At 74.1% G+C, this 25,140-nt stretch carries 19 protein-coding genes; 10 read left to right on the top strand and 9 right to left on the bottom strand.

The features are described from left to right. Positions 1–39 precede the first annotated feature (39 nt). The 3 genes from ABR737_RS27500 to ABR737_RS27490 all read right to left on the bottom strand — a co-directional run bounded on the left by ABR737_RS27500 (position 40) and on the right by ABR737_RS27490 (position 5,303). Positions 40–570, bottom strand: coding sequence for a hypothetical protein (locus ABR737_RS27500; protein ID WP_350253084.1), 531 nt, complete (start codon positions 568–570; stop codon positions 40–42). Beyond that, a complete protein-coding gene (locus ABR737_RS27495; RefSeq protein WP_502964511.1) occupies positions 558–3,761 on the bottom strand; it encodes a sacsin N-terminal ATP-binding-like domain-containing protein in 3,204 nt (1,067 codons plus the stop codon). The genes ABR737_RS27500 and ABR737_RS27495 overlap by 13 nt, the downstream gene beginning before the upstream one ends. 636 nt (positions 3,762–4,397) lie before the next feature. After that, positions 4,398–5,303 (bottom strand): DUF3027 domain-containing protein, encoded by a 906-nt coding sequence (locus ABR737_RS27490; protein WP_350253081.1) that lies wholly within the window; start codon positions 5,301–5,303, stop codon positions 4,398–4,400. Positions 5,304–5,622: 319 nt separating this feature from the next. Here ABR737_RS27490 and ABR737_RS27485 point away from each other — a divergent pair, with 319 nt between their 5' ends. The 4 genes from ABR737_RS27485 to ABR737_RS27470 all read left to right on the top strand — a co-directional run bounded on the left by ABR737_RS27485 (position 5,623) and on the right by ABR737_RS27470 (position 9,349). Next, on the top strand, positions 5,623–7,125 hold the full coding sequence (locus ABR737_RS27485) for an MFS transporter (protein WP_350253080.1): 1,503 nt from the start codon (positions 5,623–5,625) through the stop codon (positions 7,123–7,125). A 70-nt stretch (positions 7,126–7,195) separates the two neighbouring features. Next, positions 7,196–7,702, top strand: a complete 507-nt coding sequence (locus tag ABR737_RS27480) for a hypothetical protein (protein ID WP_350253079.1) — start codon at positions 7,196–7,198, stop codon at positions 7,700–7,702. A gap of 17 nt (positions 7,703–7,719) precedes the next feature. Continuing rightward, positions 7,720–8,487, top strand: a complete 768-nt coding sequence (locus tag ABR737_RS27475; RefSeq protein ID WP_350253077.1) for a futalosine hydrolase — start codon at positions 7,720–7,722, stop codon at positions 8,485–8,487. Between the two features lie 10 nt (positions 8,488–8,497). Then, positions 8,498–9,349 (top strand): 1,4-dihydroxy-6-naphtoate synthase, encoded by an 852-nt coding sequence (locus ABR737_RS27470; protein ID WP_350253076.1) that lies wholly within the window; start codon positions 8,498–8,500, stop codon positions 9,347–9,349. Between the two features lie 144 nt (positions 9,350–9,493). Here ABR737_RS27470 and ABR737_RS27465 read toward each other — a convergent pair whose 3' ends face one another. After that, positions 9,494–9,877, bottom strand: coding sequence for a cold-shock protein (locus ABR737_RS27465; protein WP_018089689.1), 384 nt, complete (start codon positions 9,875–9,877; stop codon positions 9,494–9,496). Between the two features lie 238 nt (positions 9,878–10,115). Between ABR737_RS27465 and ABR737_RS27460 the strand changes: the two genes are divergently transcribed. Next, positions 10,116–10,376 (top strand): hypothetical protein, encoded by a 261-nt coding sequence (locus ABR737_RS27460; protein ID WP_502964382.1) that lies wholly within the window; start codon positions 10,116–10,118, stop codon positions 10,374–10,376. Here the strand turns inward: ABR737_RS27460 and ABR737_RS27455 are convergent. Both ABR737_RS27455 and ABR737_RS27450 read right to left on the bottom strand, forming a co-directional pair. After that, positions 10,331–10,978, bottom strand: coding sequence for an HAD family hydrolase (locus ABR737_RS27455; protein ID WP_350253074.1), 648 nt, complete (start codon positions 10,976–10,978; stop codon positions 10,331–10,333). The two genes, ABR737_RS27460 and ABR737_RS27455, sit on opposite strands and share 46 nt — an antisense overlap. A gap of 199 nt (positions 10,979–11,177) precedes the next feature. Continuing rightward, positions 11,178–12,440, bottom strand: a complete 1,263-nt coding sequence (locus tag ABR737_RS27450; RefSeq protein ID WP_350253072.1) for a hypothetical protein — start codon at positions 12,438–12,440, stop codon at positions 11,178–11,180. A gap of 311 nt (positions 12,441–12,751) precedes the next feature. On the opposite strand from ABR737_RS27450, the gene ABR737_RS27445 reads away from it, so the two are divergent. Both ABR737_RS27445 and ABR737_RS27440 read left to right on the top strand, forming a co-directional pair. Further along, positions 12,752–15,397, top strand: coding sequence for a helicase-associated domain-containing protein (locus tag ABR737_RS27445; RefSeq protein ID WP_350253071.1), 2,646 nt, complete (start codon positions 12,752–12,754; stop codon positions 15,395–15,397). A 331-nt stretch (positions 15,398–15,728) separates the two neighbouring features. After that, complete coding sequence (locus ABR737_RS27440; RefSeq protein ID WP_350253070.1) at positions 15,729–17,381, top strand: DNA repair helicase XPB; 1,653 nt, start codon at positions 15,729–15,731, stop codon at positions 17,379–17,381. Between the two features lie 29 nt (positions 17,382–17,410). Here the strand turns inward: ABR737_RS27440 and ABR737_RS27435 are convergent, their stop codons facing one another. Together ABR737_RS27435 and ABR737_RS27430 are read right to left on the bottom strand one after the other, a co-directional pair. Next, positions 17,411–18,604: a glycosyltransferase 87 family protein gene (locus ABR737_RS27435; RefSeq protein WP_502964510.1), complete on the bottom strand. Its 1,194-nt coding sequence runs from the start codon at positions 18,602–18,604 to the stop codon at positions 17,411–17,413. Positions 18,605–18,899: 295 nt separating this feature from the next. Beyond that, positions 18,900–19,172, bottom strand: a complete 273-nt coding sequence (locus tag ABR737_RS27430) for a hypothetical protein (protein WP_350253066.1) — start codon at positions 19,170–19,172, stop codon at positions 18,900–18,902. Between the two features lie 368 nt (positions 19,173–19,540). Here ABR737_RS27430 and ABR737_RS27425 point away from each other — a divergent pair, with 368 nt between their 5' ends. Then, the gene (locus ABR737_RS27425) at positions 19,541–21,772 is read left to right on the top strand and encodes a HelD family protein (protein ID WP_502964381.1); all 2,232 of its coding nucleotides are present in this window, start codon (positions 19,541–19,543) and stop codon (positions 21,770–21,772) included. Between the two features lie 170 nt (positions 21,773–21,942). On the opposite strand, the gene ABR737_RS27420 is transcribed toward ABR737_RS27425, so the two are convergent. After that, positions 21,943–22,665, bottom strand: a complete 723-nt coding sequence (locus tag ABR737_RS27420; protein ID WP_350253064.1) for a copper homeostasis protein CutC — start codon at positions 22,663–22,665, stop codon at positions 21,943–21,945. Positions 22,666–23,021: 356 nt separating this feature from the next. On the opposite strand from ABR737_RS27420, the gene ABR737_RS27415 reads away from it, so the two are divergent. Continuing rightward, positions 23,022–23,705 (top strand): HD domain-containing protein, encoded by a 684-nt coding sequence (locus tag ABR737_RS27415; protein ID WP_350253063.1) that lies wholly within the window; start codon positions 23,022–23,024, stop codon positions 23,703–23,705. 80 nt (positions 23,706–23,785) lie between these two features. Further along, the gene (locus tag ABR737_RS27410; protein WP_350253061.1) at positions 23,786–25,129 is read left to right on the top strand and encodes a Cmx/CmrA family chloramphenicol efflux MFS transporter; all 1,344 of its coding nucleotides are present in this window, start codon (positions 23,786–23,788) and stop codon (positions 25,127–25,129) included. Positions 25,130–25,140 lie beyond the last annotated feature (11 nt).

Genomic DNA, 25,140 nt, shown 5'->3' with positions numbered 1-25,140 from the left:
CCGCCACCGGTTCCGCCCGGGAAGACACGCGGCCGGCCGTCAGTCCCACGGGTTGAAGAGCGTGGCGCCAAGGGTCTCGGGCCGCCAGTGCCTGATCTGACGCCACTCCTCCGCGGACAGGGCAGAGGTGTCGGACTCCTCCAGCGGTGACCGTAGCCGTGCTGCGCTCAGGACGACGAAGCCGAGGTCGCCGAGGACAGCAGCCCACGCGGGAGGGTCCTGGAATCCCTCGGTGTACCAGTAGCGCCTGCCCTCCACGAAGGCGACCAGCGGGTGGTGAGCGTGGAACAGGGCGAGGTGCGTGCCGTCACTGCCGCTGATCGTGGCGCTGTGGAAGCTCTGCGGGTACTCCTGCTCAGCGAAGTCCTCGACCTGCCCGCCCGCGGCCCGCGCCGCGGCATGCCAAGCGGCACGGCACGCCCGGGGATCGGTACTCGGCACGGGCGGGTCACCCCGGTCGCGGAAACCGGTAACGCCCCGCTCCAAGCGGAAGGTGACCTGCGCTCCTTCCGCCTCGTCCATGATGCGGCGGGGGCCCTCCCCGTACGGGCCCTCCGTCAGTCGAACCACCGCGCCCGTGCCAGCTCCTCGCCCCGCTCCGGGTCTTCCAGGAGGGCGGCGACCTCGAAGCGGCGCGGCCACTGGCCCGCCGCCCAGGCCAGGCCCGCCGCCACGCCCTCCAGGGTCGCGGCGTGCACGGTGCCGTCCGGGGTCCGGCGCCAGTCCAGCTCGGCGGGGCCGTCGGGGCCGTCGACCAGCAACTCCTCGTGTTCCACGTACGCCTCGGGGGTAGCGGCGCCGAGCAGGACGCGGACGGCGTCCGGCACCTCGTGGCGTACACCCTCGGAGCGGACCTCGGCGCCGACCGCCTCGCTCAGCCGGCGAACCTGCAGCAGCTCCGCCAGCTCGGCGGCGCGGGCGGGGCGCACCGGCAGCAGCGCCCGGCCGGCCGCCAGCGGCACCAGGTCCGGCGCGTCGGCGACCACCGCGTCCGCCGCGTCCACCACCAGGACCTCTTCGTCGCGCACGACGCGCAGCTCGTCGGGCAGCGTCACCTGATCGGGGTCCAGGTCCGCCAGCAGGCCGTAGATCGCGTGGAGTTGGGCGGCGCCGACGGGCAGCTCCGGGTCCGCCAGGCGGGTCAGCAGCTCCGCCGCGCCGCCCGGCTCGTCCAGGAGGGCGGCGACGGACGTACGCACACCCAGCGCCCGCAGCACCTGCGCATCGACCTCGCCCGCGTCCGCGGACTCGTACAGCCCGGCCAGCAGCGGATCGCCGCCCGCCGAACGCAGGCCGGCGGGGCGGCGGCCGTCGAGCACCGGGTGCCCGCGCAGCCACCAGGCGGTGTACGGGCGGACGGATTCGGTGGTGCCGTCGGGGAGCAGCACCCGCACCGGTGCGGTCAGGGCGTCGCGCAGCGGCGGGCGGGAGAGCATGGCCAGCACGTCGGGCCAGGCGTCGTCGTCGACCAGATCGAGGTCGCGCACCGCGACCAGCTCGGTCACCACCGGCGGTACGGGGGTCTCCGGCAGGGCGTCGAGGATGTCCTCGCACCACACGTCGACCGCGTCCAGCAGCCCGACGTCGTCCGGCTCGGCGAAGTCTCCTTCCCGGGGCTCCATTTCGTCCGGGTCGAGTACGACATCGGTGGCCCGGACGAGCGCGAAGTCGGCCATGACGCCCACGGCGGTCAGCGGCTGCTCACCCCAGCGTTCGGCCAACTCCCCCTCACAGGCCGCGAGTTCACCCTCCCGGATGACCCGCTCGAAGGCACTGCCTGGGTACACCAGCTCACCCGCGGGCGCCAGCTCGCCGTCCTCGTCGGGCAGGGCGAGCGCCCCGAGCCAGGGCTCGTCGCCCGGCGCGAGGTTGGCGTCCCTGACCAGCCCGAGCACGGTCTCCGCCAGCTCCTCGGCGCCCAGCGGTGCTCCGGGACCGCCCCCGATCTCGTCGGCGAAGACGTCGTAGGCGTCCTCGTCCGCGTCCAGCGAGTTCGCCACGGCCGCGCGCACCTGGGGCGTGGTCAGTACGGCGCGCGGGGCGGCCGGGGTGGCGCCCAGCTTCTCCAGCAGCGGGTGCACCGCGTCGGGGTGGGCGACCTTCAGCCCGAGCCGGGCGAGCGTACGGTGCCGGGCCCCGGCGTCCTCGTCGCCGCCGGGCAGCGGCAGCAGCACCTGACGCGGTCCGATCGTGGTCCGTACGCCGCTGCCCCCGCCGGGCCCCTGGGCCACGGTGCCCGCCAGCGGGACCGGCAGCCCGCTGAGCCGGTCCGGGTCGGTGCCGGCCAGCGCGTCATAGAGCCGCCACCACCAGCCGGGCGAGCGTTCGACGCCGGCCAGCCGGTCCACCATCTCGCCGAGGCCCACCCGGGCCACACCCAGCGCCCGCAGCTCCGGACGGCGTTCGAGGCCGGCCGGCAGCAGGCTCGGGAACAGTTCGGCCAGCACGCCGACCGTCGCCGCGCCCGCGCCCTCCACCAGCTCGGCGTCCACCGGGCGCAGGACGAAGCGGTCCGCCCCGCCGCCGTCCTCGTCCCACTCGCCCGCCGCCGGCGCCTCCGGCTCGGCGGGCGAGCCACCGGGCGCAGCCGCGCTCGGCAGGAACCGCACCCGCGGCAGCAGTTCCAGCACCTGCCGGCGCAGCTCACCGTCCAGGCCGCCCTTGCCCAGCGGCCCGGGCACCAGGTCGAGCGTGCCGACGGACACTGGCTGCCAGTCGCCCAGCAGCGCCGCGTAGGTCGCGGCCGCCCGCTCCACCAGGAAGTCCGTCAGCGGGCCCGGTGCGACATGCCGCCGGGTCGGCTCCAGCGGGAACGAGGCGATCAGCAGCGCGGGCAGCCCCAGCTGCTCGTCCGTGGGCGTCGGCGCATGCACCACCGCCGCGGTTCCCGGCTGCGCCGGTGCGCCCTCGCCGTCCACCGGCACCGCCCAGGTCACCGACCAGGCCGGCCGCAGCCGCTCCTCGACCGGCCGGTCCGCCAGCAGCGCCGGGTCCAGCGGGCCGCCGTCGCTCGCCACCCGCCAGCGGGTGGCACCGCGCTCGCTGTCCTCGATCAGGACGTAGGGGCCGTCCTGGCTCCGCCTCAACTCCCGTACGTGTTCGGGGGTCTCGATCACGACCTCGGACAGCCCCGGCAGGGTCAGCAACAGCGCCGCGTCGACCGCGTCCAGCAGCCGCTCGGCGAGATCCTGCGCCGCGCCGTCCCGCAGCGGCAGCACGACGGCCGTGTCGTACCCCTCGGGCGCCCCGCCCTCCGCGGGCAGCGGCAGCCGCAGCAGCGGCACATGACCGTCGCGCCGGCGCAATTCACCGCCCAGACCGGGGCTGTGCGCCGCGACCTCCTCCGCCATCGCCCGCGCCTCGGCCAGCGACCAGCGGACGCCGCCGGTGCGGCCCACCAGCGCCGGCTCATCGCTCACGGACAGCACCGCGGCGAAGCCCACGCCGAACCGGCCGACCGCCCCGGCCGCCACGCTGGGCTCCCGCTTCGCGGAGGCCCGCAACGTCGACAGCGACTCGACGCCGGTGGCGTCCAGGGGGGCGCCGGTGTTGGACGCGACCAGTACGGCGGGCGCGTCGCCGTTCGCCGGGTGCAGGGTCAGCCGCAGCCGGCCGGGGACGCCGGCCCGGGCCGCCGCGTCGGCCGCGTTCTGCGCCAGCTCCACGGCGAGCCGGTCGCGGTAGCCGCCGAGCGCCAGGTCCTCCTCGGCGTTGGCATCCTCCCGGAACCGGGCCGGCGAGGTGGCCCAGGCATCCAGCACGCCACGCCGCAGCCGCGCCGTCCCGAACGGGTCTCCGGCTGCGCCTCGCACCAACGACGTAGCTGTCACTGTCCGTCTCCCTAAGCGTGTGTCGGTGGGCCGACGGTATCGCCCCACGTGTGCGGGTGCCCCGCCGTGCCTGTCCCGCCTTCGGCGGGGTGGGTCCCCGCCTTCGGCGGAAGGTTGTGTGTGGGGTGGGGCCCCGGGTTTGTGGTGGGTGCCGGGTTCGGGGCCGGAGGGGTGGGTGTGTGGACTGCTTCGCTTTACGTCCACACACCCACCCCTCCGGCCCCGCCCCCTCCCGTCCGTTGTGGGCCCCACCCCGGTGGGGAGCAGGAGAAAACCAAAGACCCCAAGCATCAGCTAAACCCCGACGCGGCCGAGCTTCTGGCTTTTAAAAACCTTCACCCCCACCGGGCGGGGGTCGCCATTCCGGGCGGGAGGTGGTGGGCCGGAGGGGGTGGGTGTGCGGACGTAAAGCGAAGCAGTCCGCACACCCACCCCCGGAGGCCCGCCACCGGCACCACCACACAGCGCAAGCGACCCCCGCCCAACCACCACCCCACCCCGCCGGAGGCGAAAGACAAGAGGCGACACGGCGCCGCAGAAAACAACGTGGGGCCAGGGGCCCAGCCCCTAGCTGTGGCCGAGTTCCTCGGCGGGCCCCGTCTCCTCGACGGACCCACCGTCCCGCTCGGGCCGAAGCGACAACGGCTCAACAACCGTCTCATCAACAACCGGCGCGGCCGGCCGCGGCGGTTTCGGCATCACGGCAGCCTCGGAATGCGCCCCGCACCCGTACGCGAGGGAGACGACCCGGCCGTCCGCCGGGGAGAACTCATTGGCGCAGACGCCGAAGGCCTGGCCCAGGGAGCCGGGGAGCAGGGTGAGGAAGCCGCAGGTCACGCAGGTGGCGGGGGCCGCCTGGGCCATCGGGGCCTTGGCTCCGAAGGCCTCTTCCCAGCGGTCGGCGGCAGTGTGCAGGCCGTAGCGGGAGAGCACCCGGGCGCGGCGCATGCCCAGTTCCTCGGCGACCGCGGCGATGCTGCCGCGCTCGGGGGCGGGCTGGATCGCGGGCGAGCCGGGGACGACGTCCGCTTCCTCGGAATCGGCGACCTCGGCGGCCATGCCCTCGGCGAGAGGGGAATTCGGCGGCGGGGTGTCCTCGCCGGTGTAACCGGGCTCCAGGCGCAGGTCGTCGGCCTCGGTGGGCAGCAGGTCGCCGGGGCCCATGTCGCCGGGGCGCAGCCGCTCGCTCCACGGCACCCACTCCGGTGCGAGCAGCGCGTCGGGGCCGGGCAGCAGGACCGCCTCGTCGAGCGTGACGAGCTTGGCGCGGGAGGCCCGGGCGACCGTCACGGCCCAGCGCCAGCCGCGGTAGCCGGGCTCGTTGCAGGCGAAGAGGTGGGTGACGACGCGGTCCCCGTCGGCCACCGCATCGATGTGCTCGCCCACCATGCCGGGCAGTGCGGCTTCCTCCGCCGCCTCCCGCGCAAGGTCGACCGCCTCGGCGCACAGGCGGTCAGGGGTACGGCTTCGCATCGCAGCACTCACAAGAATCGATTCTCTCTTCTACGCCGTCTCACGAGTGCGCCAGCCGGAGCTGTCCTTGTCCTGTCCGGACGACCGGCGGTACCGGGGCGGGCGGAGCGGACCAGGGGACCGCGTCGACGTCCGCGCCCGGTCGTTTCGGTCGAGCGCACCTCTTGCGTCCCATTCTGCGGGATCGCGCGGAGGCACGCGGCCAAGAACGACCGCCGGTGGCGCGCTACACACGCTACCCCTTCAACGGTGTACGACCCCTCGGTGGGAGGGCAAATGTCAGCACCGGCGGCCACGGGCCGCTGCGCCTCGCGCGCCAATGCGGAGAAAGTGCCCTCTCCTGGGCGAGTTGGGGCACTATGACCAGGTGGCTGCCGCAAGGGCGTCGAAGGTGTCGAGGGTGTCCAGGACCTCAGGGAAGTCGTCACAGGTGTCGCGCGCCTCGTCCCGGGGCGGGTACGGGGCCGGACGGGCCCGCCGGGCGGGCCGGGTGCTGGGGCGCGCGCTGCGCCGACCCGTCACCGGCGCGGCGCGGGGGCTGCGGCGCGCCACGCATGCGCACGGCGCGGGCGAATCGGGTCTGGGCAAGCTGATCGAACTGCACGCGGTGAACTCCGCGGGCGACGTGATGATCACTATCGCGCTGGCCTCGACGGTGTTCTTCGCGGTGCCGACGGACCAGGCGCGGGGCCGGGTGGCGCTGTATCTGGCCGTGACGATGGCCCCGTTCGCCCTGCTCGCGCCGGTGATCGGGCCCCTGCTGGACCGGGTGCCGCACGGCCGCAGGGCGGCGATGGCGGGTGCGATGCTGGCGCGGGCGCTGCTGGCGCTGACGATGTCGGGCGCGGTGGCGACCGGCGGGCTACAGCTGTATCCGGCGGCGCTGGGGGTGCTGGTGGCGTCGAAGGCGTACGGCGTGGTCCGCAGCGCGGTGGTGCCGCGGCTGCTGCCCCCGCGGATCTCGCTGGTCAAGGCCAATTCGCGGGTGACGCTGGCGGGGCTGCTGGCGACCGGGGTGGCGGCGCCGACGGGGGCCGGGCTGCAACTGCTCGGGCCGGGCTGGCCGCTGTACGGGGCATGTGCCGTATTCGCCGCGGGGACGGTCCTGTCGTTCTCCCTGCCGCCCAAGGTCGACTCGGCGAAGGGCGAGGGCCGGGCCCGGCTGGCGTCCCGGGAGGCGTCGGCGCGGGCGGCGGGCGACGGGAAGCGGAAGCCGGGGCTGCGTACGGTCGGCCCGTCGGTCCTGCACGGCCTGCAGGCCAATGCCGCGCTGCGGGCGCTCTCCGGCTTCCTGACGTTCTTCCTGGCCTTCATGCTGCGCGAGCATCCGCTGGGCGGGCTGGGCGCGGCGGCCTCGCTGGGGCTGGTGGTGGTGGCGGCCGGTGCCGGAAACGCACTGGGGACGGCGGTCGGCGCCTGGCTCAAGGCCCGCGGTCCCGAGCCGATCGTCGCGGCGATGCTGGGGCTGGCGCTGTGCGCGACGGTGCTCGCCGCGCTGTTCTACCCGGTGCTGGCGGTGGTCGTGGTCCCTGCCGCGGCGGCCGTCGCGGGGTTGTGCCAGGCGCTGGCGAAGCTGTCGCTGGACGCGATGATCCAGCGCGATGTGCCGGAGGGGGTGCGCACCTCCGCGTTCGCCCGGTCCGAGACGGCGCTGCAGATGTCCTGGGTGGTGGGCGGCGCGATCGGGATCTCGCTGCCGCTGATCGGCACGCTGGGGATGGCGGTGGCCGCGGGGCTGGTGGCGCTGGGCGTGCTGCTGGCCGTACGCGGACTGCTGAGCGCGGCCCGGCGGGGCGGTACGCCGGCCCCCCGGGTGGCCTGACATCCGACGGGCGATGCGGCACGCCGTACCCGGGCGTGGCGTGAGCTGGGGCGCCAGATAGCCTGCCCGTATGACCGCTGCGTTGATCTCCTGGGGCAAGGGCCGCCGTGCCGCTGCCGCCATCGGTGCCGTGTCCCTGGGTCTCCTCACCCTCTCCGCCTGCGAGAAGCCGACGTCGCTCGCGACCGTGACCGTCGGTTCGACGACGGTGCAGGCCGAGGCCACCCCCGGCTGCGACGGTGGGGGCAAGGTTCTCTCCAAGAAGGCCGTTGCTGCCTGCATCACCAAGAAGGGTGGCAAGACGATCACCGTCCACCCCGGTGAGAAGGTGCGCGTCGGCGTCGACCCGGAGGTCGCCAAGTCCGGCTGGATCGTCATCGGCGCCGGCCCCGTCATGCGCGCGCCCAGCAAGCAGACGTACCGCAGCTTCGACGCGGACACCCTCTTCATGCAGCAGAACCCGCAGACCGGCCAGACCTCCTACAGCAAGGACGTCACCCTCCAGGTCGCGGAGCTCGGCGGCAGCAGCGAGGGCCCCAAGACCCTGTGGCACTTCACCCTGAAGCAGAAGGACTAGGGCGGGAGGGCCGTTCGATGCGGGTCCTGGTCGTCACGGCGGTGGCCGCCGAACGCGATGCGGTGGCTGCCGCGGCTGGGCCCTGCGACGAGACGGCGCTGCCCGGCGGGTACGCGCTGCGGCGCGCGGCGGGTCCGCCGGATGCAGCGGCGGGTTCCCCTGTGGCGCTCGATGTGCTGGCCGCCGGTGTCGGCCCGGCCGCCGCGGCCGCCGGTACGGCCACCGCGCTGACCGCCGCCGCGCTCGCCACCATGCCGTACGACCTGGTCGTCTCGGCCGGTATCGGCGGCGGCTTCGCCGCGTCCGGCGCGGCCCTGGGCTCCGTGGTGGTCGCGGACGCGATCGTCGCGGCCGACCTGGGCGCCGAGACCCCCGACGGCTTCACCCCGGTCACCGACCTCGGCTTCGGGACGGTGGCGCACCGCCCCGACCCGGCGCTGGTCAAGGCCGTCGCCGCGGCGGCCGGTGCGGCATCCGGCACCATCGTGACCGTCTCCACGGTCACCGGCAGCGCGGCCCGCGCCGCCGAGCTGGCGGAGCGTCACCCCGGGGTGCTGGCCGAGGCGATGGAGGGCTTCGGGGTCGCCGAGGCGGCCGCCGCACACGGGGTGCCGGTGCTGGAGATCCGTACGGTCTCCAACGCCGTCGGCCCGCGCGACCGCGCCGCCTGGCGCATCGGCCCCGCGCTCACCGCCCTGACCGGTGCTTTCCGCACGCTTCCCGGAGCCCTGACGGCCGCCACCGGACCGGCTCCGGCGCCTGCTCCGGATCCCCACCATCCCTGAGGAGGGCCCCGTGACCCGGCCACTGAACATCGCGTACTCGCCGTGCCCGAACGACACCTTCGTCTTCGACGCGCTGGCGCACGGCCGGGTGCCGGACGCGCCGGAGCTGGCGGTCACCTTCGCCGATATCGACCTCACCAACGGCATGGCCGAGCGCGGTGAGTTCGACGTGCTGAAGGTGTCGTACGCGGTGCTGCCGTGGGTGCTCGACGACTATGCGCTGCTGCCCTGCGGCGGGGCGCTGGGGCGCGGCTGCGGGCCGCTGGTACTGACCAGGGAGCAGGGGCCTGCCGCGGATCTGGCGGGCAAGACGGTCGCGGTGCCCAGTGAGCGCTCCACCGCGTATCTGCTGTTCCGGCTGTGGGCGGCGGCCGAGGTGCCGGGCGGGGTCGGGGAGATCGTGGTGCTGCCGTTCCACGAGATCATGCCGGCCGTGCGCGACGGCAAGGTCGACGCAGGTCTGGTCATTCACGAGGCGCGCTTCACGTACCAGAACTACGGCCTGGTCCGGCTCGCCGACATGGGCGAGCACTGGGAGCTCACCACCGGGCTGCCGATCCCGCTCGGCGCGATCATCGCCAAGCGGTCGCTGGGCGAGCAGGCGTTGCGCGAGCTCGCGGCGGCGGTCCGCAGCTCCGTGCTGATGGCCTGGGACGACCCCGAGGCCTCCCGGCCATACGTCCTGGAGCACGCCCAGGAGATGGATCCGAAGGTCGCCGACCAGCACATCGGGCTGTACGTCAACGAATTCACCGCCGACCTCGGCGAGGACGGCTATGCCGCGGTGCGCGGACTGCTCACCCGCGCCGCGGCCGAGGGGCTGGTTCCGCCCCTCGGCCGCGATGCGTTGCACTTCGTGTGAGGCAGGCAGCGGGTGCGGTGCGCCGCGTCTGACGTGTGCCGTGCGTGAAGTGCGCTGTGCGTGAGGTGTGCTGTGCGTGAGGTGTGCTGTGCGTGAGGTGTGCTGCGTGTGACGGCCGGTGCGGCCGCCCGCGGGCAGGCGTGCTCAGACGTCCAGTTGGTCGGCGACGGCGCGCAGCATGCCGGCGATCTTCGCGCCGTGCACCTTGTCCGGGTACCGGCCGCGCTCCAGTTGCTGGGTGACGTTCTCCAGCAGCGTGGTCAGGTCCTGGACGATCGAGGCGAGTTCATCGGGCTTGCGGCGCTGCGCCGCGGCCACCGAGGGTGCGGGGTCGAGGAGCGTCACGGTCAGCGCCTGGTCGCCGCGCTGGCCCGCGACGACGCCGAATTCGACGCGCTGGCCAGGCTTGAGTGCGGCTACGCCGTCGGGCAGCACCGACGAGTGCACGAAGACGTCACCGCCGTCATCGCGGGAGAGAAAGCCGAAGCCCTTCTCGCTGTTGAACCACTTGACCTTGCCGGTAGGCACGTCTGTCCTCGTCCTCGTACTCGTTGGAAAAAAACGGAAATAACTGGGCCGGGTCTACTGCGGAGACTGCGGGGTGGGTGTCTCCCCGCTCGAGCGGAGCACGAGAGTGGGGAGGGGCTGGAAAGCAGTGCAGCGGGCCGCAGGACCCGCCATCACCCAGGCTAATGGTCCCAAGGCCGGTGACAAGACGCCGCCGGGTGGATCCTCGGTGCTTCTCGCCCGGACTTACCCTGGTCAGGTGTCTGACGAAACTCCCCAGGCCGGGGATCTGCTGGTCCGAATCGGCGCGATCATGTTCCTAGTTGGCGCAGTGGCCACTCTCGCCACGGTGGCGCCACTGTTCCTCGGGACCGCAACGCTGCCGTCCGTCTTCTACTGGCTGTGCATGCTGATGGGGCTCGGTTTCCTCGTCGCGGCAGCCGGAGTGATCCGTTCCGCCACGGCTCAGCGCCGTCAGGTGGCGGCGCAGTCGCCGCCGTCCGCGCCCTCGGCCACATAGCGCGCCAGCCAGGACGGAAACTCCGTCAGGTCCGCGAGCACCACCTCGGCACCGGCGTTGCGCAACTCCGTGGCGTCGCACGGGCCGGTGGCGACCGCGACGGACAGCGCGCCCGCGGTGTGCGCCCCCACGACGTCGCCGGTGTGATCGCCGACGTACACCGGCGCATGGTGCGTGCGCAGCGCCTCGGCCTTGCGCTCGGCCCACAGGGAACCGAACAGGGCGTCGACGTCGAGGCCGAGGTGTTCCAGGTGGAGCTTGGCGTTGAGCTCGTACTTCGCCGTCACCACGATCGCCCGGCCGCCCGCCGCGTGCACCGCGTCGATGGCCTCCCGGGCGCCGGGCAGGGCGGGCGACGCGGCGATCGCGTACTCCGGGTACAGCGCGCGGTAGAGCTCGGCGATCTCCGCCACCCGCTCCGCGGGGAACCACTGGCGGATCTCGTCCTCCAGCGGGGGCCCCAGTCGGCTCACCGCGAGGTCGGCGTCGATCACGGTGCCGGTCCTGGCCGCGAGCTCCTGGTACGCGGCCTTGATGCCCGGGCGGGAGTCGATCAGCGTCATATCGAGGTCAAAGCCGACCGTCAGCGAGTGCGCAGCCATGCCTGCCATTGTGCCTGCGGGCGCGGCCCGGCCGGAGGGAGGCCCCTGGGGCGTACCGGGTGGGGGGGCGAGGTCCTGAGCGTCCCGGCGGGGGGGGCGATGCCTCTGGCTCGCTCGGGCCGGGGGCGAGGGCCCGGGCTCGTGGCGGCCGGAGGGGCGGGCCCCCAGCCGGAGGGGCAGGCCCCAGTGGCCCTGCCCCTCAGCGCGGCGCCCGCCGCATCCGCCACACCAGGAACAGGGCCGAGGCGACCGCCGCCACCCGGAGCACTCCCGGCAGCCCGTCGAGCATTTCCTGCCCCAGCCGCCCCTGCGCGATCGGCTCGCCCCAGCGCCCGTCGAACCGGCCCCACAGCCACACCACCAGCCCGCCGACGACGGTCCCCGGCACGCCGAGCGCCGCGAACTTGGCCTCGGCCCGGCTCAGCCGCCGCGATACGTAGGCGAGCCCCCAGCCGCCCGCCAGCGCGAGCCACGACCCCAGCGCCGCACCGGCCACCAGCAGCAGCACGGCCAGCGTCAGCACCGGGCTGAGCGGCGCCCGCGCCGGCACCACCACGGCGTCTTCCCCGGCCTCGGCCGCGGGCACCGCACCGGGCCGGGTGACGCGCCGCCGGCCGAGCACCCGCCGGACCATCCGCCGCAGCGGGCGCTCCCCCGGCGCCGCGCCGTCCGCGTCCACGTCCGTGCCCTGCGCCCCGGCGCCCCCGGCCCCGTCCTTCTTCATCGACACCGGGGACACCGGGTCGCTCTCCGGCCGGTCCCATATCTCCGGGATCTCGATCCCGCCGACGAACCCCGGAACGGTCTCGCCCGGCCCGAACGGCGCCGGCTCCACCCGCCACCAGTCGGGCGCGTCACCGTCGTCGCCCAGCTCGTCCGCGCCGGCCAGATGCGGCGGCAGGCCGACGGACGGCGCGGTCTCCGGCCCGCCGTCGCGCGGGGCGGGCACCGCGCCGTACGGACCGTCCTTGCCGTGCGGGGCGTCCTTGCCGTTCGCGGGCGGCTTGCCCGTCAGCCCGCCGCGCCAGGCCAGGCCGGTGAGCTTTTCGCGTGCCGCGCTCCACGGGCGCGGGGGCCCGGCGGGCTGCGACGGGTCTGCAGACGGCACCGGGCCGAGCGGCACGGAAGGACCGGCTCCCGGGGCACTCCCGGCCTCCGGTCCCTGCCGCGGCTCCGGCGCGCGCCTCGGCTCCGGCCCGCGCCCCTGCTCGGATCCACCCCAGGACGCGCCCGGCACCCGGTCGTCCGTGCTCCCCGCGGCCGCGACCACCGCCTCCGGCGTCCCCAGCCGCGCCAGCACCCTCTTCACACCGGATACCGAATCGGCTTGCTGTCCGTCTATCTCGGCCCGGAGCCCGGTGACCAGCCGCATCCGCGTGGCGGAGGGCAGTCCCCGCTGCTGGGCCAGGTCGCCCACCCGGCTCAGATAGTCATAGACGAGCTGATCGCTCTCGATCCCCACGAAATCCCCTGCGGCGTCCGCTGGTTGCTGCCCCGACGGTACCGCCTCGACCGCCCGGCGGGCCGGAGGCCGCGGGGGCCGGGGCGAGGTGGCGCACGCGGGGCGCGCCGGGGTGGCGTACGCGGGGTGCGGCGGGGTCGGCGTACGCGGGCGGGCGGGTGGCTGCAGGCGTGGCGAGGTGCTGCAGGCGCGGCGTAGGGGCCCGTAGGCGCGGTGTGGCGGGGTGGCGTGCCCCTGGCGTGGCGGCGTTCCGTCGATACCGTGCCGCCACCCGGTCCCCCGTCCGGCCCCGCCCCGCTAACGTAGGACGAATGACCGGTACACCCCGCACCCTCGCCGAGGAGCTCAGGACCCGCACCGACCGCGGGCTCGTCGGGCTGCTGCGGGCACGGCCCGACCTGCTCAATCCGGTGCCGGGTGACGTCACCCAGCTCGCCACCCGGGCCGGGACCCGGGCGTCGGTCGTCCGCGCGGTGGAACGGCTCGACCGGTTCGTGCTGCAGACCGCCGAGGCGCTGGCGGTGTCGCCCGACCCGTGCCCGTACGACACGCTGGGCGCGCTGATGGGCGGGGACAGCGGGGACGCGGCGGTCGCCGCCGAGCTGCCCAGGGCGGTGGCCGAGCTGCGGGCGCAGGCGCTGGTGTGGGGTCCGGACGACCGGCTGCGGCTGGTGCGTACGGCCCGTGAACTGCTCAGTCCCAGCGCCGCGCATCCGTCGCCGACCGGGCTGGGGCCGACCGTCACCGAGGCCGCGGCCGGTATGTCGCCGGGACGGCTGCAGGAGATCATCGCCGCTGCCGGGCTGCCCACCACCCACGATCCGGTCACCGCGGCCGCCGCGCTCACCGCGCTCTTCACCGATCGCGCCCGGATGACGGCGCTGCTCGACACCGCGCCCGCCGAATCCGTCGCCGTCCTCGACAAGCTGCTGTGGGGCCCGCCGTACGGCGGGGTCACCGACCGTCCGGCCCCGCATCTGCAGTGGCTGCTGGACCGGGGGCTGCTGCTCCCGGCGGGCGCCCGCAATGTCGTCCTGCCCCGCGAGGCGGCGCTCCATCTGCGCGCCGGGCGTGCCCATCACACCCCCGAGCCGGTCCCGCCCGCGCTCGCCCCCGCCACCGAACGTGATCCACAGCTTGTGGACAACGCCGCCGCAAGCCAGGCCTTCACCGCGCTGGCAACCGTCGAGGAACTGCTCAAGGAGTGGGACCTGGGCGGGCCGGGCGTCCTGCGCGCCGGCGGGATGAGCGTCCGCGACCTCAAGCGCACCGCCGCCGCCCTGGACACCACCGAGCAGCTTGCCGCCTTCTGGCTCGAACTCGCCTACGGGGCCGGGCTGATCGCCTCCGACGGCGAGGCCGACGAGCGGTTCGCGGCCACCCCGGCCGCCGAGGAGTGGCTGCAGCTGCCCGACCACGAGCGCTGGGCCGTGCTGGCCGCCGCCTGGCTCTCCGCGACCCGCACCGCGGGCGTCGTCGGCAGCGCCGATGCCAAGGGCCGCGCGCTGGCCGCCCTCGGCCCGCACCTCGACCGCTCCCCCGCCCCCGAGGTCCGCCGACGCGCCCTCGCCCTCCTCGCCGGCCTGCCGCCCGGCACCTCCGTACCGGCGGCGGCGGTCCGCTCCCGGCTGCAGTGGGAGCGTCCGCTGCGCAGCGCCGGGGCCGCGGGCCAGGTCCCGGCACCGGCCACGGGCCGGCCTCCGGCCGCGGCGGGAGCGGTCGACGGCGGCGCACCGGCACCCGGCCCGTCCGGTTCCGCTCCCGGCCTCGCCGGCTCCGCGCCCGCCCCCGCCGGCTCCGCCCCCGCCGACGACCTCCGCTCGCGGCTCGCTCAATGGACGCTGACCGAAGCCGAGTTGCTGGGTGTGACCGGCCGCGGCGCCCTCTCCACCCACGGCCGCGCACTGACCGAGACCACCGCGCAGCCCGCCGCGGCCTCCTCCACCGAGGCCGCCGCGGCGCCCTCCCCTGCGTCCACCGCGGCCCCCTCCCCCGCGGAAACCGACGCCGCCGCGACCCGCGCCGCAGCCCTCCTCGCCCCGCTCCTCCCCGAGCCCGTCGACCACGTCCTCCTCCAGGCGGACCTGACCGCCGTCGCCCCCGGCCCGCTGCACCGCCCGCTCTCCGACGCGCTCGGCGTCCTCGCCGACATCGAGTCCAAGGGAGGCGCGACGGTCTACCGCTTCACCCCCGCCTCGGTGCGCCGCGCCCTGGACGCCGGCCGCTCCGCCGCCGAGCTGCAGGAATTCCTCACCGCCCACTCCCGCACCCCGGTCCCCCAGCCCCTCGCCTACCTCATCGACGATGTGGCCCGTAAGCACGGCCGGCTGCGGATCGGCGCGGCATCCGCCTACGTCCGCTGCGACGATGACGCGCTGCTCTCCGAGATCCTTGCCGACCGCCGCGCCGCCACCCTCCGGCTGCGCCGGCTCGCCCCGACCGTGCTCGCCGCCCAGACCGCCCCCGACCAGCTCCTCGACGGCCTCCGGGCCATGGGCTACGCCCCGGCCGCCGAGTCCACCGCGGGCGACGTACTCATCGCCCGCGCCGACACCCACCGCACCCCGCCGCGCACCGCCCCCACCCCGGTGCCCGACGGCCCGCCGACCCCCGACGCGACCCTGCTTACGGCGGCGGTACGCGCCATCCGGGCCGGCGACCTCGCCGCCACCGCGGAACGCAAGCCAGTCCATGCCCCCGCTCCCACCGCCCCCGGCGCCCTTCCCCGCACCACCTCAGCCGAGACCCTTGCCACCATGCAGGCCGCGGTGCTGACCCACTCCGCCCTGTGGATCGGGTACGTCAACGCCGACGGCGCCGCCAGCCAGCGCGTCATCGCACCGGTACGCGTCGAAGGCGGCTTCGTGACGGCCTACGACCACACCTCCGACGAGGTGCGTACCTACCCGCTCCACCGGATCACGGGAGTGGCGGAGCTGGCGGACGACTCGGTCTGAGGCGCGGGCGGACCGGCCTGGCGGGAGCACGCGCGACGATTCGACCTGAAGGGCGGGCGACGGGCCTGGCGGGCGCACGGCGGACGACCGGTCTGGGGGGCGAGCGACGGGCTCGGCGGGAGCACGGCAGATGCCTCCGGACGCCCCGGCCCGGGGCCCCTTGACGAGGGCCCGTCATTCCCTCGCTGACGCCCGCTGCGCAATGCGGCACACTGGACGTTTGGCCGTATGTGCGGCCGAGGTCTGCGGCCGGGGGCTGAGGCCGTGATCAACGGTCGAGGTCCCGCGGCCGGTACCGGCGGCGAAGGCCGGCAAGTGAAAGGCGAGGCGCGTGAACGGACCCCTCATCGTCCAGAGCGACAAAACGCTGCTGCTGGAGGTGGACCACGAGCTGGCGGACGCCTGCCGGCGGGCCATCGCGCCCTTTGCCGAGCTGGAGCGGGCGCCGGAGCACATCCATACCTACCGGGTGACACCGCTCGGACTGTGGAACGCCCGGGCCGCCGGGCACGACGCCGAGCAGGTCGTCGACGCGCTGGTGCAGTTCTCGCGGTACCCGGTGCCGCATGCGCTGCTCGTCGACATCGCCGAGACGATGTCCCGCTACGGGCGGCTGACGCTCACCAAGCACCCCGCACACGGCCTGGTGCTGACCAGCACCGACCGCCCGGTGCTGGAGGAGATCCTGCGCTCGAAGAAGGTGCAGCCGCTGGTCGGAGCGCGGCTGGACCCGGATTCGGTCGTGGTGCACCCCTCGGAGCGCGGGCAGATCAAGCAGACGCTGCTCAAGCTGGGCTGGCCCGCCGAGGACCTGGCCGGCTACGTGGACGGCGAGGCGCACCCGATCGAGCTGGACGAGAACGGCTGGGCGCTGCGGCCGTATCAGCAGCAGGCGGTCGAGGGCTTCTGGCACGGCGGCTCGGGTGTGGTCGTGCTGCCCTGCGGCGCGGGCAAGACGCTGGTCGGGGCGGGCGCGATGGCGCAGGCCAAGGCGACCACGCTGATCCTGGTGACGAATACGGTCTCGGCCCGGCAGTGGAAGCACGAGCTGGTGAAGCGGACCTCGCTCACCGAGGACGAGATCGGCGAGTACAGCGGGACGAAGAAGGAGATCCGGCCGGTCACCATCGCCACGTACCAGGTGCTGACGACCAAGCGGAAGGGCGTCTACCCGCACCTGGAGCTGTTCGACTCCCGCGACTGGGGTCTGGTCATCTATGACGAGGTGCATCTGCTGCCCGCGCCGGTCTTCAAGTTCACCGCCGATCTGCAGGCGCGGCGGCGGCTGGGGCTGACCGCGACGCTGGTGCGCGAGGACGGCCGGGAGTCGGATGTGTTCTCCCTCATCGGGCCCAAGCGCTTCGACGCGCCCTGGAAGGAGATCGAGGCGCAGGGGTACATCGCCCCCGCGGACTGTGTCGAGGTACGGGTCAACCTGACCGACTCGGAGCGGCTGGCGTACGCGACCGCCGAGACCGAGGAGAAGTACCGCTTCTGTGCGACCACCGCCAGCAAGCAGCATGTGACCGAGGCGCTGGTCCGCCGCCACCAGGGCGAACAGACGCTGGTCATCGGGCAGTACATCGACCAGCTGGACGAGCTGGGCGAGCATCTGAACGCGCCGGTGATCAAGGGCGAGACCACCAACGCACAGCGCGAGAAGCTTTTCGGCGCCTTCCGGGAGGGCGAGATCTCGGTGCTCGTCGTCTCGAAGGTCGCGAACTTCTCGGTCGACCTTCCGGAGGCCACGGTCGCGATCCAGGTCTCCGGCACGTTCGGCTCGCGCCAGGAGGAGGCCCAGCGGCTGGGCCGGGTGCTGCGTCCCAAGGCCGACGGGCACGAGGCGCGGTTCTATTCGGTCGTCGCGCGCGACACCATCGACCAGGACTTCGCGGCGCACCGCCAGCGCTTCCTGGCCGAGCAGGGCTATGCGTACCGCATCGTGGACGCGGATGAGCTGCTGGCGGCGGACGAGGACGTCTGAGCCGGGGGGGCGCCACTGGGGCGGTCCGCTCAGACCGCCCGGGCCCCGCTGGGCAGGCGCTGCTCGGCGCGCGGTGCCGGGAGGCGGCCGGCCGTGGCGCCCGGGACGCCGGAGGGCTTCCGCGTCCAACGGACCACGGCCGCCAGCAAGGCGAGACCCAGCAGCGGATACGGGGCCGCGAACGGCTGCTGCCACCACGCGAAGTGCAGGTCGAGATCGCCGGTGTGCGGGATGATCCACATCGTGCGGGCGGCGAAGGCGAGGGTGACGGCGGCCAGCAGCGCCCGGCGCCACGGGTGGCGCCGGGTACGGGCGGCGAGCGCGACGAGCAGCGGCACACACCAGACCCAGTGGTGGGACCAGCTGATCGGCGAGACCAGCAGCGCCGTGATCGCCGTACAGAGCACACCCCAGCTGTCCAGACCGCGCCGCAGATACACCCGGCGGGCGGTGTAGAGCCCCGCCGCGGCGGTCAGCAGCGCGGGCACCGCCCACAGGAGGCCGGGCTCGGGCTGGTGCAGCACGCGGGTGATCAGGCCCTGGAGGGACTGGTTGTCGACGATCCAGGCCTTGCCGACCCGGCCGGTCTCGAACATCCGCCGCGTCCAGTACTCGATGCTGGCATCGGGCAGCACCAGCCAGCCCAGCAGCGCCGAAGCCAGGAACCCGCCGAGGACGGTGAAGGCGGCCTTCACCCGGCCGGTGACGAGGAGATAGACGCCGAAGATCGCGGGCGTGAGTTTGATGCCCGCCGCGATGCCGGTGGCGAACCCCTTGAAGCGGGCGCCGTCCGGACGGGAGAGGTCCCACAGGACCAGGCAGGTCAGTGCGAGGTTGACCTGCCCGAAGACAAGGGTCTGGAAGACCGGCTCCAGCCAGAGGCCGAGCGCGGTGGTGGCGAGGATGACCGGTGCGGTGCGGGAAGCCTTGCGCAGGCCTGCCGCCTTGCAGGAGAGGTGGATCAGCAGCGCGAGGAGCGCCGCGTTGACGAGCACGCCCACGACGATCAGCGTGCTGAGCGAGAGCCAGGTGGTCGGTATGAAGAGCACGGCCGCGAAGGGCGGATAGGTGGCCGGAAGTGCCCACTTGGTGACCGTGAAGCCGTAGAGGTCACCGCCCGCCGAGGCTGCCTGGCCCTCGGCGCGGTAGACCGCTATGTCGGACATCGGCAGCGGCAGGACCTGGTACAGCAGCCATAGTCCGGCGAGTGAGGCGACGAGCAGCGCCGCTGCGATCACCAAGCGGCCGGGGTGGGCGATGCCCTGCCCCCAGGTCCGTCTCCCCGTCCGCGTCCCGCCGGCGGCAGACACCCGTTGTCCCCTCCCCGTAGCCCTGAGTGCGCTCTCTTCGGTGACGCTAATCGATCGAGGCCGACAGGCCGTAACGGTTTCCGGACAACCGGATGGCGACGGGGCGGTGCGGGGTCGGGCGAGGTCGGGGCTTGCGGAGTCAGTCGGGTGGTGCGGAGTCGGTAGGTCGTGGAGTCGGGTGTATTCGCGGACTCAGAGGTTCGCGGACTCAGGCGTTCGCGGGGTGGTCGTGGTCGTGGTCGTGCCGGGCGTTCGTGGTGTCGGGCGTTCGTGCGTCGTCCGCGTACTCGCCCATGACGGCGACGCTGAAGGCGGCCGTGGCGAAGACCTTGATCGCGCGGAGTGCGTTGCCCATGGCATAGCGGTGCTCGTGGACGGCGGCCGCACCGCCTCCGGGGTCCGCGCCGAGGGCCGTGGCGCCCTTGACCGGGTGGACAGAGATCGGGTGGACAGAACCTGGGGGAATCGCTGCGCTGCTCATGTCTCCATGATGAAATTCACGCGATTGCAGCACATCGGTCCATAGGTCTATCCCTGGGACATGACGTCAGTCTCCAGACCCACCCGGCCCCCTACGGGAGGCCTACGGCGCCCTCAGGGTTCGTTCGCCCCGAAACGACCGCCGCAACGCCGCCGGAAATCCGTTGGCGCCGTTCCGAGCCGCTGACTACAATCGCGCGTCTGCCTGCCTCCCGTCGAGGAGTGCCGCCGCCCGGTCGGAAACCGGACGGCCCTTCGCTTCACGCCGCTGACCCGCGTACCGCCTGACCTGCGCTACGCACCGACACCGGCCCGCCGCGCCCGCTCACCCCGGCGCGCCCGCCGAAGTACGCCCCCGGAGGCAACGCCGTGCCCTCGCACGCCCACCCGTCACCCGACCACCACCCCTCATCGCCGCCGCTCCGCGCCGAAAGCCTTTCCCCGTCACCCGACCACCACCCCCAGCCCAACCTCGACCCAGCCCCCGGCCCCCTCCAACGCGAAAAGTCCCACCTGGCCGCCTCCCGCGCGGCCCTGCGTGCCATGCGCGAGGACGCCGAAGCGCTGAACATCGCCGATGTCACCGCGAACTGGGTCAACGCCGAAGTCCTCCAGGGCGAGATCGACGCCCGGATCAAGGCGCTCGCCGACCTCTCCCACACCCCGCTCTTCTTCGGCCGCCTCGACTATCTCCACGCCCCCGGCCTCGACCTCGCCGAAGGCGCATCGAGTGGGGCGGCGCAGTGGGGGTCCCCCCGGACGGAGTCTGGGGGAGCCTCCGGCAAGGGCGGTGGTGGGCGACGGGAGGGCGAGAACTTCTACATCGGACGGCGGCACGTCCACGACGCCGACGGCGACCCCATGGTCATCGACTGGCGCGCGCCCGTCTCCCAGCCGTTCTACCGGGCCTCCAAGAAGGACCCGATGGACCTCAGGCTGCGCCGCCGTTTCGGTTACACGGCAGGCGAGTTGACCGCCTACGAGGACGAACACCTCACCGACCCCACGGAGGCGGAGCAGACCAGCCGGCTCCTCCAGACCGAGATCGAGCGCCCGCGCGTCGGCCCCATGCGGGACATCGTTGCCACGATCCAGCCGGAGCAGGACGAGATCGTGCGCGCCGGCATCGGCGGCTCGGTCTGCGTACAGGGTGCGCCGGGCACCGGTAAGACGGCGGTCGGCCTGCACCGTGTCGCGTACCTGCTGTACGCGCACCGCGAGCGGCTGGCCCGTGCCGGCACCCTCGTCATCGGCCCGAACCGCTCGTTCCTCCACTACATCGAGCAGGTGCTGCCGGCCCTCGGCGAGCTGGAGGTCAAGCAGGCCACGGTCGATGACCTGGTCGGCCACGTGGACGTACGCGGCACGGACGAGGCGGCCGCCGCGACGGTCAAGGGCGACGCCCGCATGGCCGAGGTGCTGCGGCGGGCGGTCCGCTCGCACATCACCATGCCGCAGGAGCCCTGCATGGTCGTCCGCGGCTCCCGCCGCTGGCGCGTACCGGCTTACGAACTCGAAGAGCTCGTACAGGAGTTGATGGACCGGGAGATCCGTTACGGTGCCGCCCGCGAGGCGCTGCCGCAGCGGATCGCGCACGCCGTGCTGGTCCGGATGGAGCAGGCGGGCGAGGCCCCGGACGACCGGGTGCAGGACGCGGTGGCCCGTAACCCCGCCGTGAAAGCCGCCGTCAAGGCGGTCTGGCCGCCGGTCGACCCGGCAAAGCTGGTGCTGCGGCTGCTGGGCGACGCGGAGTTCCTGGCCGAGCAGGCCGAGGGGATCCTGACGCCCGAGGAGCAGAAGACGATCCTGTGGACCAAGCCGGCCCGCAGCGTGAAGAGCGCCAAGTGGTCGTCCGCGGACGCGGTGTTGATCGACGAGGCGATGGACCTGGTCGCGCGCACCCACTCCCTCGGCCATGTGGTCCTCGACGAGGCACAGGACCTCTCCCCCATGCAGTACCGCGCGGTCGGCCGCCGCTGCACGACGGGCTCCACGACCATCCTCGGCGACATCGCCCAGGGCACCACCCCCTGGGCGACCCACACCTGGGAAGAGGCGCTGGCCCACCTGGGCAAGCCCGGTGCGGCCGTCGAGGAACTCACCCAGGGCTTCCGCGTACCGCGCGAGGTCATCGCCTACGCGTCCCGGCTGCTGCCCGCCATCGCCCCCGATCTGACGGAGGCCACCTCCATCCGCGAGTCGGCGGGCGACTTCGAGATCCGCCCGGTCGAACCGGCGGACCTGACCGCCGCCACCCTCGCGGCCTGCGACGATGCGCTGACGAAGGAGGGCTCGATCGGCCTGATCGCCGCGGAGGCCCGCATTCCGACGCTGCGCACGGCCCTGGCGGCAGCGGGCATGGCCTGCCTGGCCCCCGGCGAGGAGACCTCGGCCGAGGCCCGGCTGACGCTGGTCCCCGCCACCCTCGCCAAGGGCCTGGAGTACGACTACGTCGTCCTGGAGGAACCGGCCGCGATCGTCGACGGCGAACCGGACGAACGCACCGGCCTGCGCCGCCTGTACGTCTGCCTGACCCGGCCGGTGTCCGGCCTGACGGTGGTCCATGGGGCGGCACTGCCGGAAGCGCTGGCGGACCGCTGAGGTCCGGAGACCGAGGGGCGGACGCCGAGGGGCAGACGCTGAGGGACGGACGCCGAGGACCGGACGCCGAGGGACGGAGGGCGCGGGACGCAGGCGCGACCCGCCCGGCGAGCCCGCCCCGCCCCCCGATCAACGTCTCGGACCCGCCGGTCGACTACTCAGTCGACTACTCAGCCCCTTGGCGCGACCGGCTGGTCCAGCGCCTCCCGCCACGTCCGTACCGCCGCCGCGTCCACGGGTGCCGACCAGCCGCCGGGCCGGGCCGCGCCCCCGATGTGGAACGCGTCGAGACCGGCCGCACGCAGCTCCGGCAGATGGCCGAGCCCGAGCCCGCCGCCGACCAGGATCCGCGGCGCGTACCCGGGCTCGCCCGCTGCGGTACGCGCCTGCTCGGCCAGCAGCGTCGGCATCCCCGCGCCGACGCCCTGCGCGGCACCGGCCGTCAGATAGGTGTCGAGCCCGGCGGTGCCGGACGCTGCCGACAGCTCCTTGCGCAGCGCGTCCCGGTCGGCGGCCCGGTCGATGGCCCGGTGGAAGGTCCACCGGCAGCCGTCGATCACCTCGGCCAGCGCCGCCACCGCATCGAGATCCGGCCGCCCGTCCGGCGTCAGAAAGCCGAGGACGAACTCCTCGGCGCCCTCCGCCCGCAGCGCCGCGGCTTCCTCACACAGCGCCGTCACCTCACCGGCCGCGAACCCGTCGGCGGACCGCAGCATCACCCGCAGCGGAAGGCCGACGGCCGCCCGGATCGCCGCGAACGCCGCGCGGGGCGGGGTGAGACCGTCGGCCGCCATGTCCGTGACCAGCTCCAGGCGGTCGGCCCCGCCGGCCTGGGCGGCGACCGCGTCCTGCGGGTCGAGCGCGATCACCTCCAGCAGCGCGCGCTTGCTCATATGACCCCATCCTTCGATGACGACGTGACGAGACGGACCGCCCCGACACCGGTAACAGGTCTAGTCCAATATCCCAGACTACGGGCCACCCGGCGCCCCGGGGGCCACCCCGCCACCGCCACGACCGGAGTCCGCCCATACGCCTTACCCGTACACCTACCCGGCGCACCTAACCGGATGACCGGCCCCCGGCCAACCCACCACTGACCAACCGGCCACCAACCAACCACCGGCCAACCGGCCCCGAACCAGCCGGCCACCGATCCAACCGGCCACCGCCCGACGACCAGCCCCGGACCTGACCGCTCCATCGCCCTCCGCCCCGGCTTCCCGGCGCGCGAGGCACAATGGCGGGCATGACCTCCGTGTCCCGTACGGCAGACACCACCGACCCGGCGCAGGAGCTGCGGCAGCGATGGGCCGTGACCGTCGCCAAGGCCCGCGGCACCAAGAACCCCACGGCGCCCGACCCCGCCCCGTACGCGGACAACCTCCTGTCCCGTTGGCGCGAACCGCAACGCCGCTACCACACCGTCGACCATCTGACCGCGGTCCTCTACCGCATCGACGAACTGGCACAGCACGCCGACGACTTGCCCACCGTCCAGTTGGCGGCCTGGTTCCACGACGCCGTCTACCGCCCGGACCGCTCCGAGAACGAGGAGCGCAGCGCGGCGCTCGCCGAACGCGCCCTGCCCGAGCTGGGCATCGGCCCGGCCCGCACGGCCGAGGTCGCCCGCCTGGTGCGGCTCACCGTCACCCATGACCCGGCGCCCGACGACCCCGACGGCGAGGTGCTGTGCGATGCCGACCTCGCCGTGCTCGGCGGCTCCCCCGACGAGTACGCGGCCTACGCCGCCGCGGTCCGCGCCGAGTACGCCTTCGTACCCGACCCCGACTTCCTCGCCGGCCGCTCCGCCATCCTGTCCCAACTCCTCGCCCTCCCCCGCCTGTTCCGCACCCCCCGCGGCTACGACCGCTGGGAACACCTCGCCCGCCGCAACCTCGCCACGGAGCTGGATCTGCTGCGCGGGGCGTAGGGCCAGGGGGTGTCCCCTATCACCAGCAGCCGGGCACGCGCCCGGGAATGTAAGCCGTCCTACCGCTGTTAGTAGCTGACATGCCAGCACCGTCCGACCGCGCCCGCCTGCCCATAGCCGTGTACGTCCTCGGCCTGTCCGTCTTCGCTCTCGGCACGTCCGAGTTCATGCTCTCCGGCATCCTCCAGCCGCTCGCCCGCGACCTGCACGTCTCGATTCCGCAGGCCGGGCTCCTGGTCTCCGCCTTCGCGATCGGCATGGTGGTCGGCGCTCCGGTCCTCGCCGCCGCCACGCTCCGCCTCCCGCGCCGGACGACCCTGATCGCGCTGCTCGCCGCCTTCGGCCTGGGCCAGGTGGCAGGCGCGCTGGCACCCTCCTACGGCGTGTTGTTCGTCTCACGCGTCGTGAGCGCGCTCGCCTGCGCCGGCTTCTGGGCCGTCGGCGCGGCCGTCGCCGTCTCGCTGGTGCCGGTGACCGCACGGGCCCGCGCGATGGCAGTGATGGTCGGCGGCCTGAGCATCGCCAATATCGCGGGCGTCCCGGCCGGCGCGCTGCTCGGCCAGCACGCGGGCTGGCGCGCCGCGTTCTGGGCGGTGGCCGGCCTGGCCGTGATCGGCCTGCTCGGCGTGGTCGCGCTGGTGCCGCGTACGGCCGTGCCCACCGGCGACGACCGCCCGCAGCTCCGCCGCGAGCTGGCCATCTACAAGGACAAGCAGGTCTGGCTGGCGCTGACCGCCACGGCGCTGAACGGCGCCGCGGTCTTCGCGCTCTTCTCCTACCTCTCGCCGCTGCTGACCGACACCGCCGGCCTCGCCGAGAGCTGGGTGCCGACGGTGCTGGCGCTGTTCGGCGTCGGCGCACTGATCGGTACGTTCATCGGCGGCCGGATCGCCGACGCGCACCTCTTCGGGACGCTCTTCGGCGGCATCAGCGCCTCCACGGTCGTGCTGGCCGTCCTGGCGCTGACCGCGCACAGCCCGGTCGCCGCCGTCGCGCTCTCGCTGATGCTCGGAATGACCGCGTTCACCACGGCGCCGGCGCTCAACGCCCGGATGTTCAACGTGGCGAACGCCGCGCCGACGCTGGCCGGCGCCACCACCACCGCCGCCTTCAACATCGGCAACACCGTCGGCCCCTGGCTCGGCGGTCTGGCCATCGGCGCGGGCTGGGGCTACCCGTCCGTCGCCTGGACCGGCGCCGCGCTGGCCGCGGCGGCCGTTGTCACCACCGCCCTCGCCTTCCGGCTGCACCGCGCCACGAGCCGCTCCCGGGTGATCGCCTCCTCGGCCGCCGCCACTCCCGCAACGGCGACACACAAGACAGCGGCGGCAGCAGAGGCAGTGGAGGCCATGGAGGCCATGAAGACCACGGCGGCGACAGCAGCGGAGACAGCAGAGGCCGGGGAGACGGCGGGACGGCGCTGAGCTGAGCCCCT

It is taken from the genome of Streptomyces sp. Edi2 (assembly GCF_040253635.1).
Lineage (GTDB): Bacteria > Actinomycetota > Actinomycetes > Streptomycetales > Streptomycetaceae > Streptomyces.
This window is presented reverse-complemented; position numbering and strand designations above follow the sequence as displayed.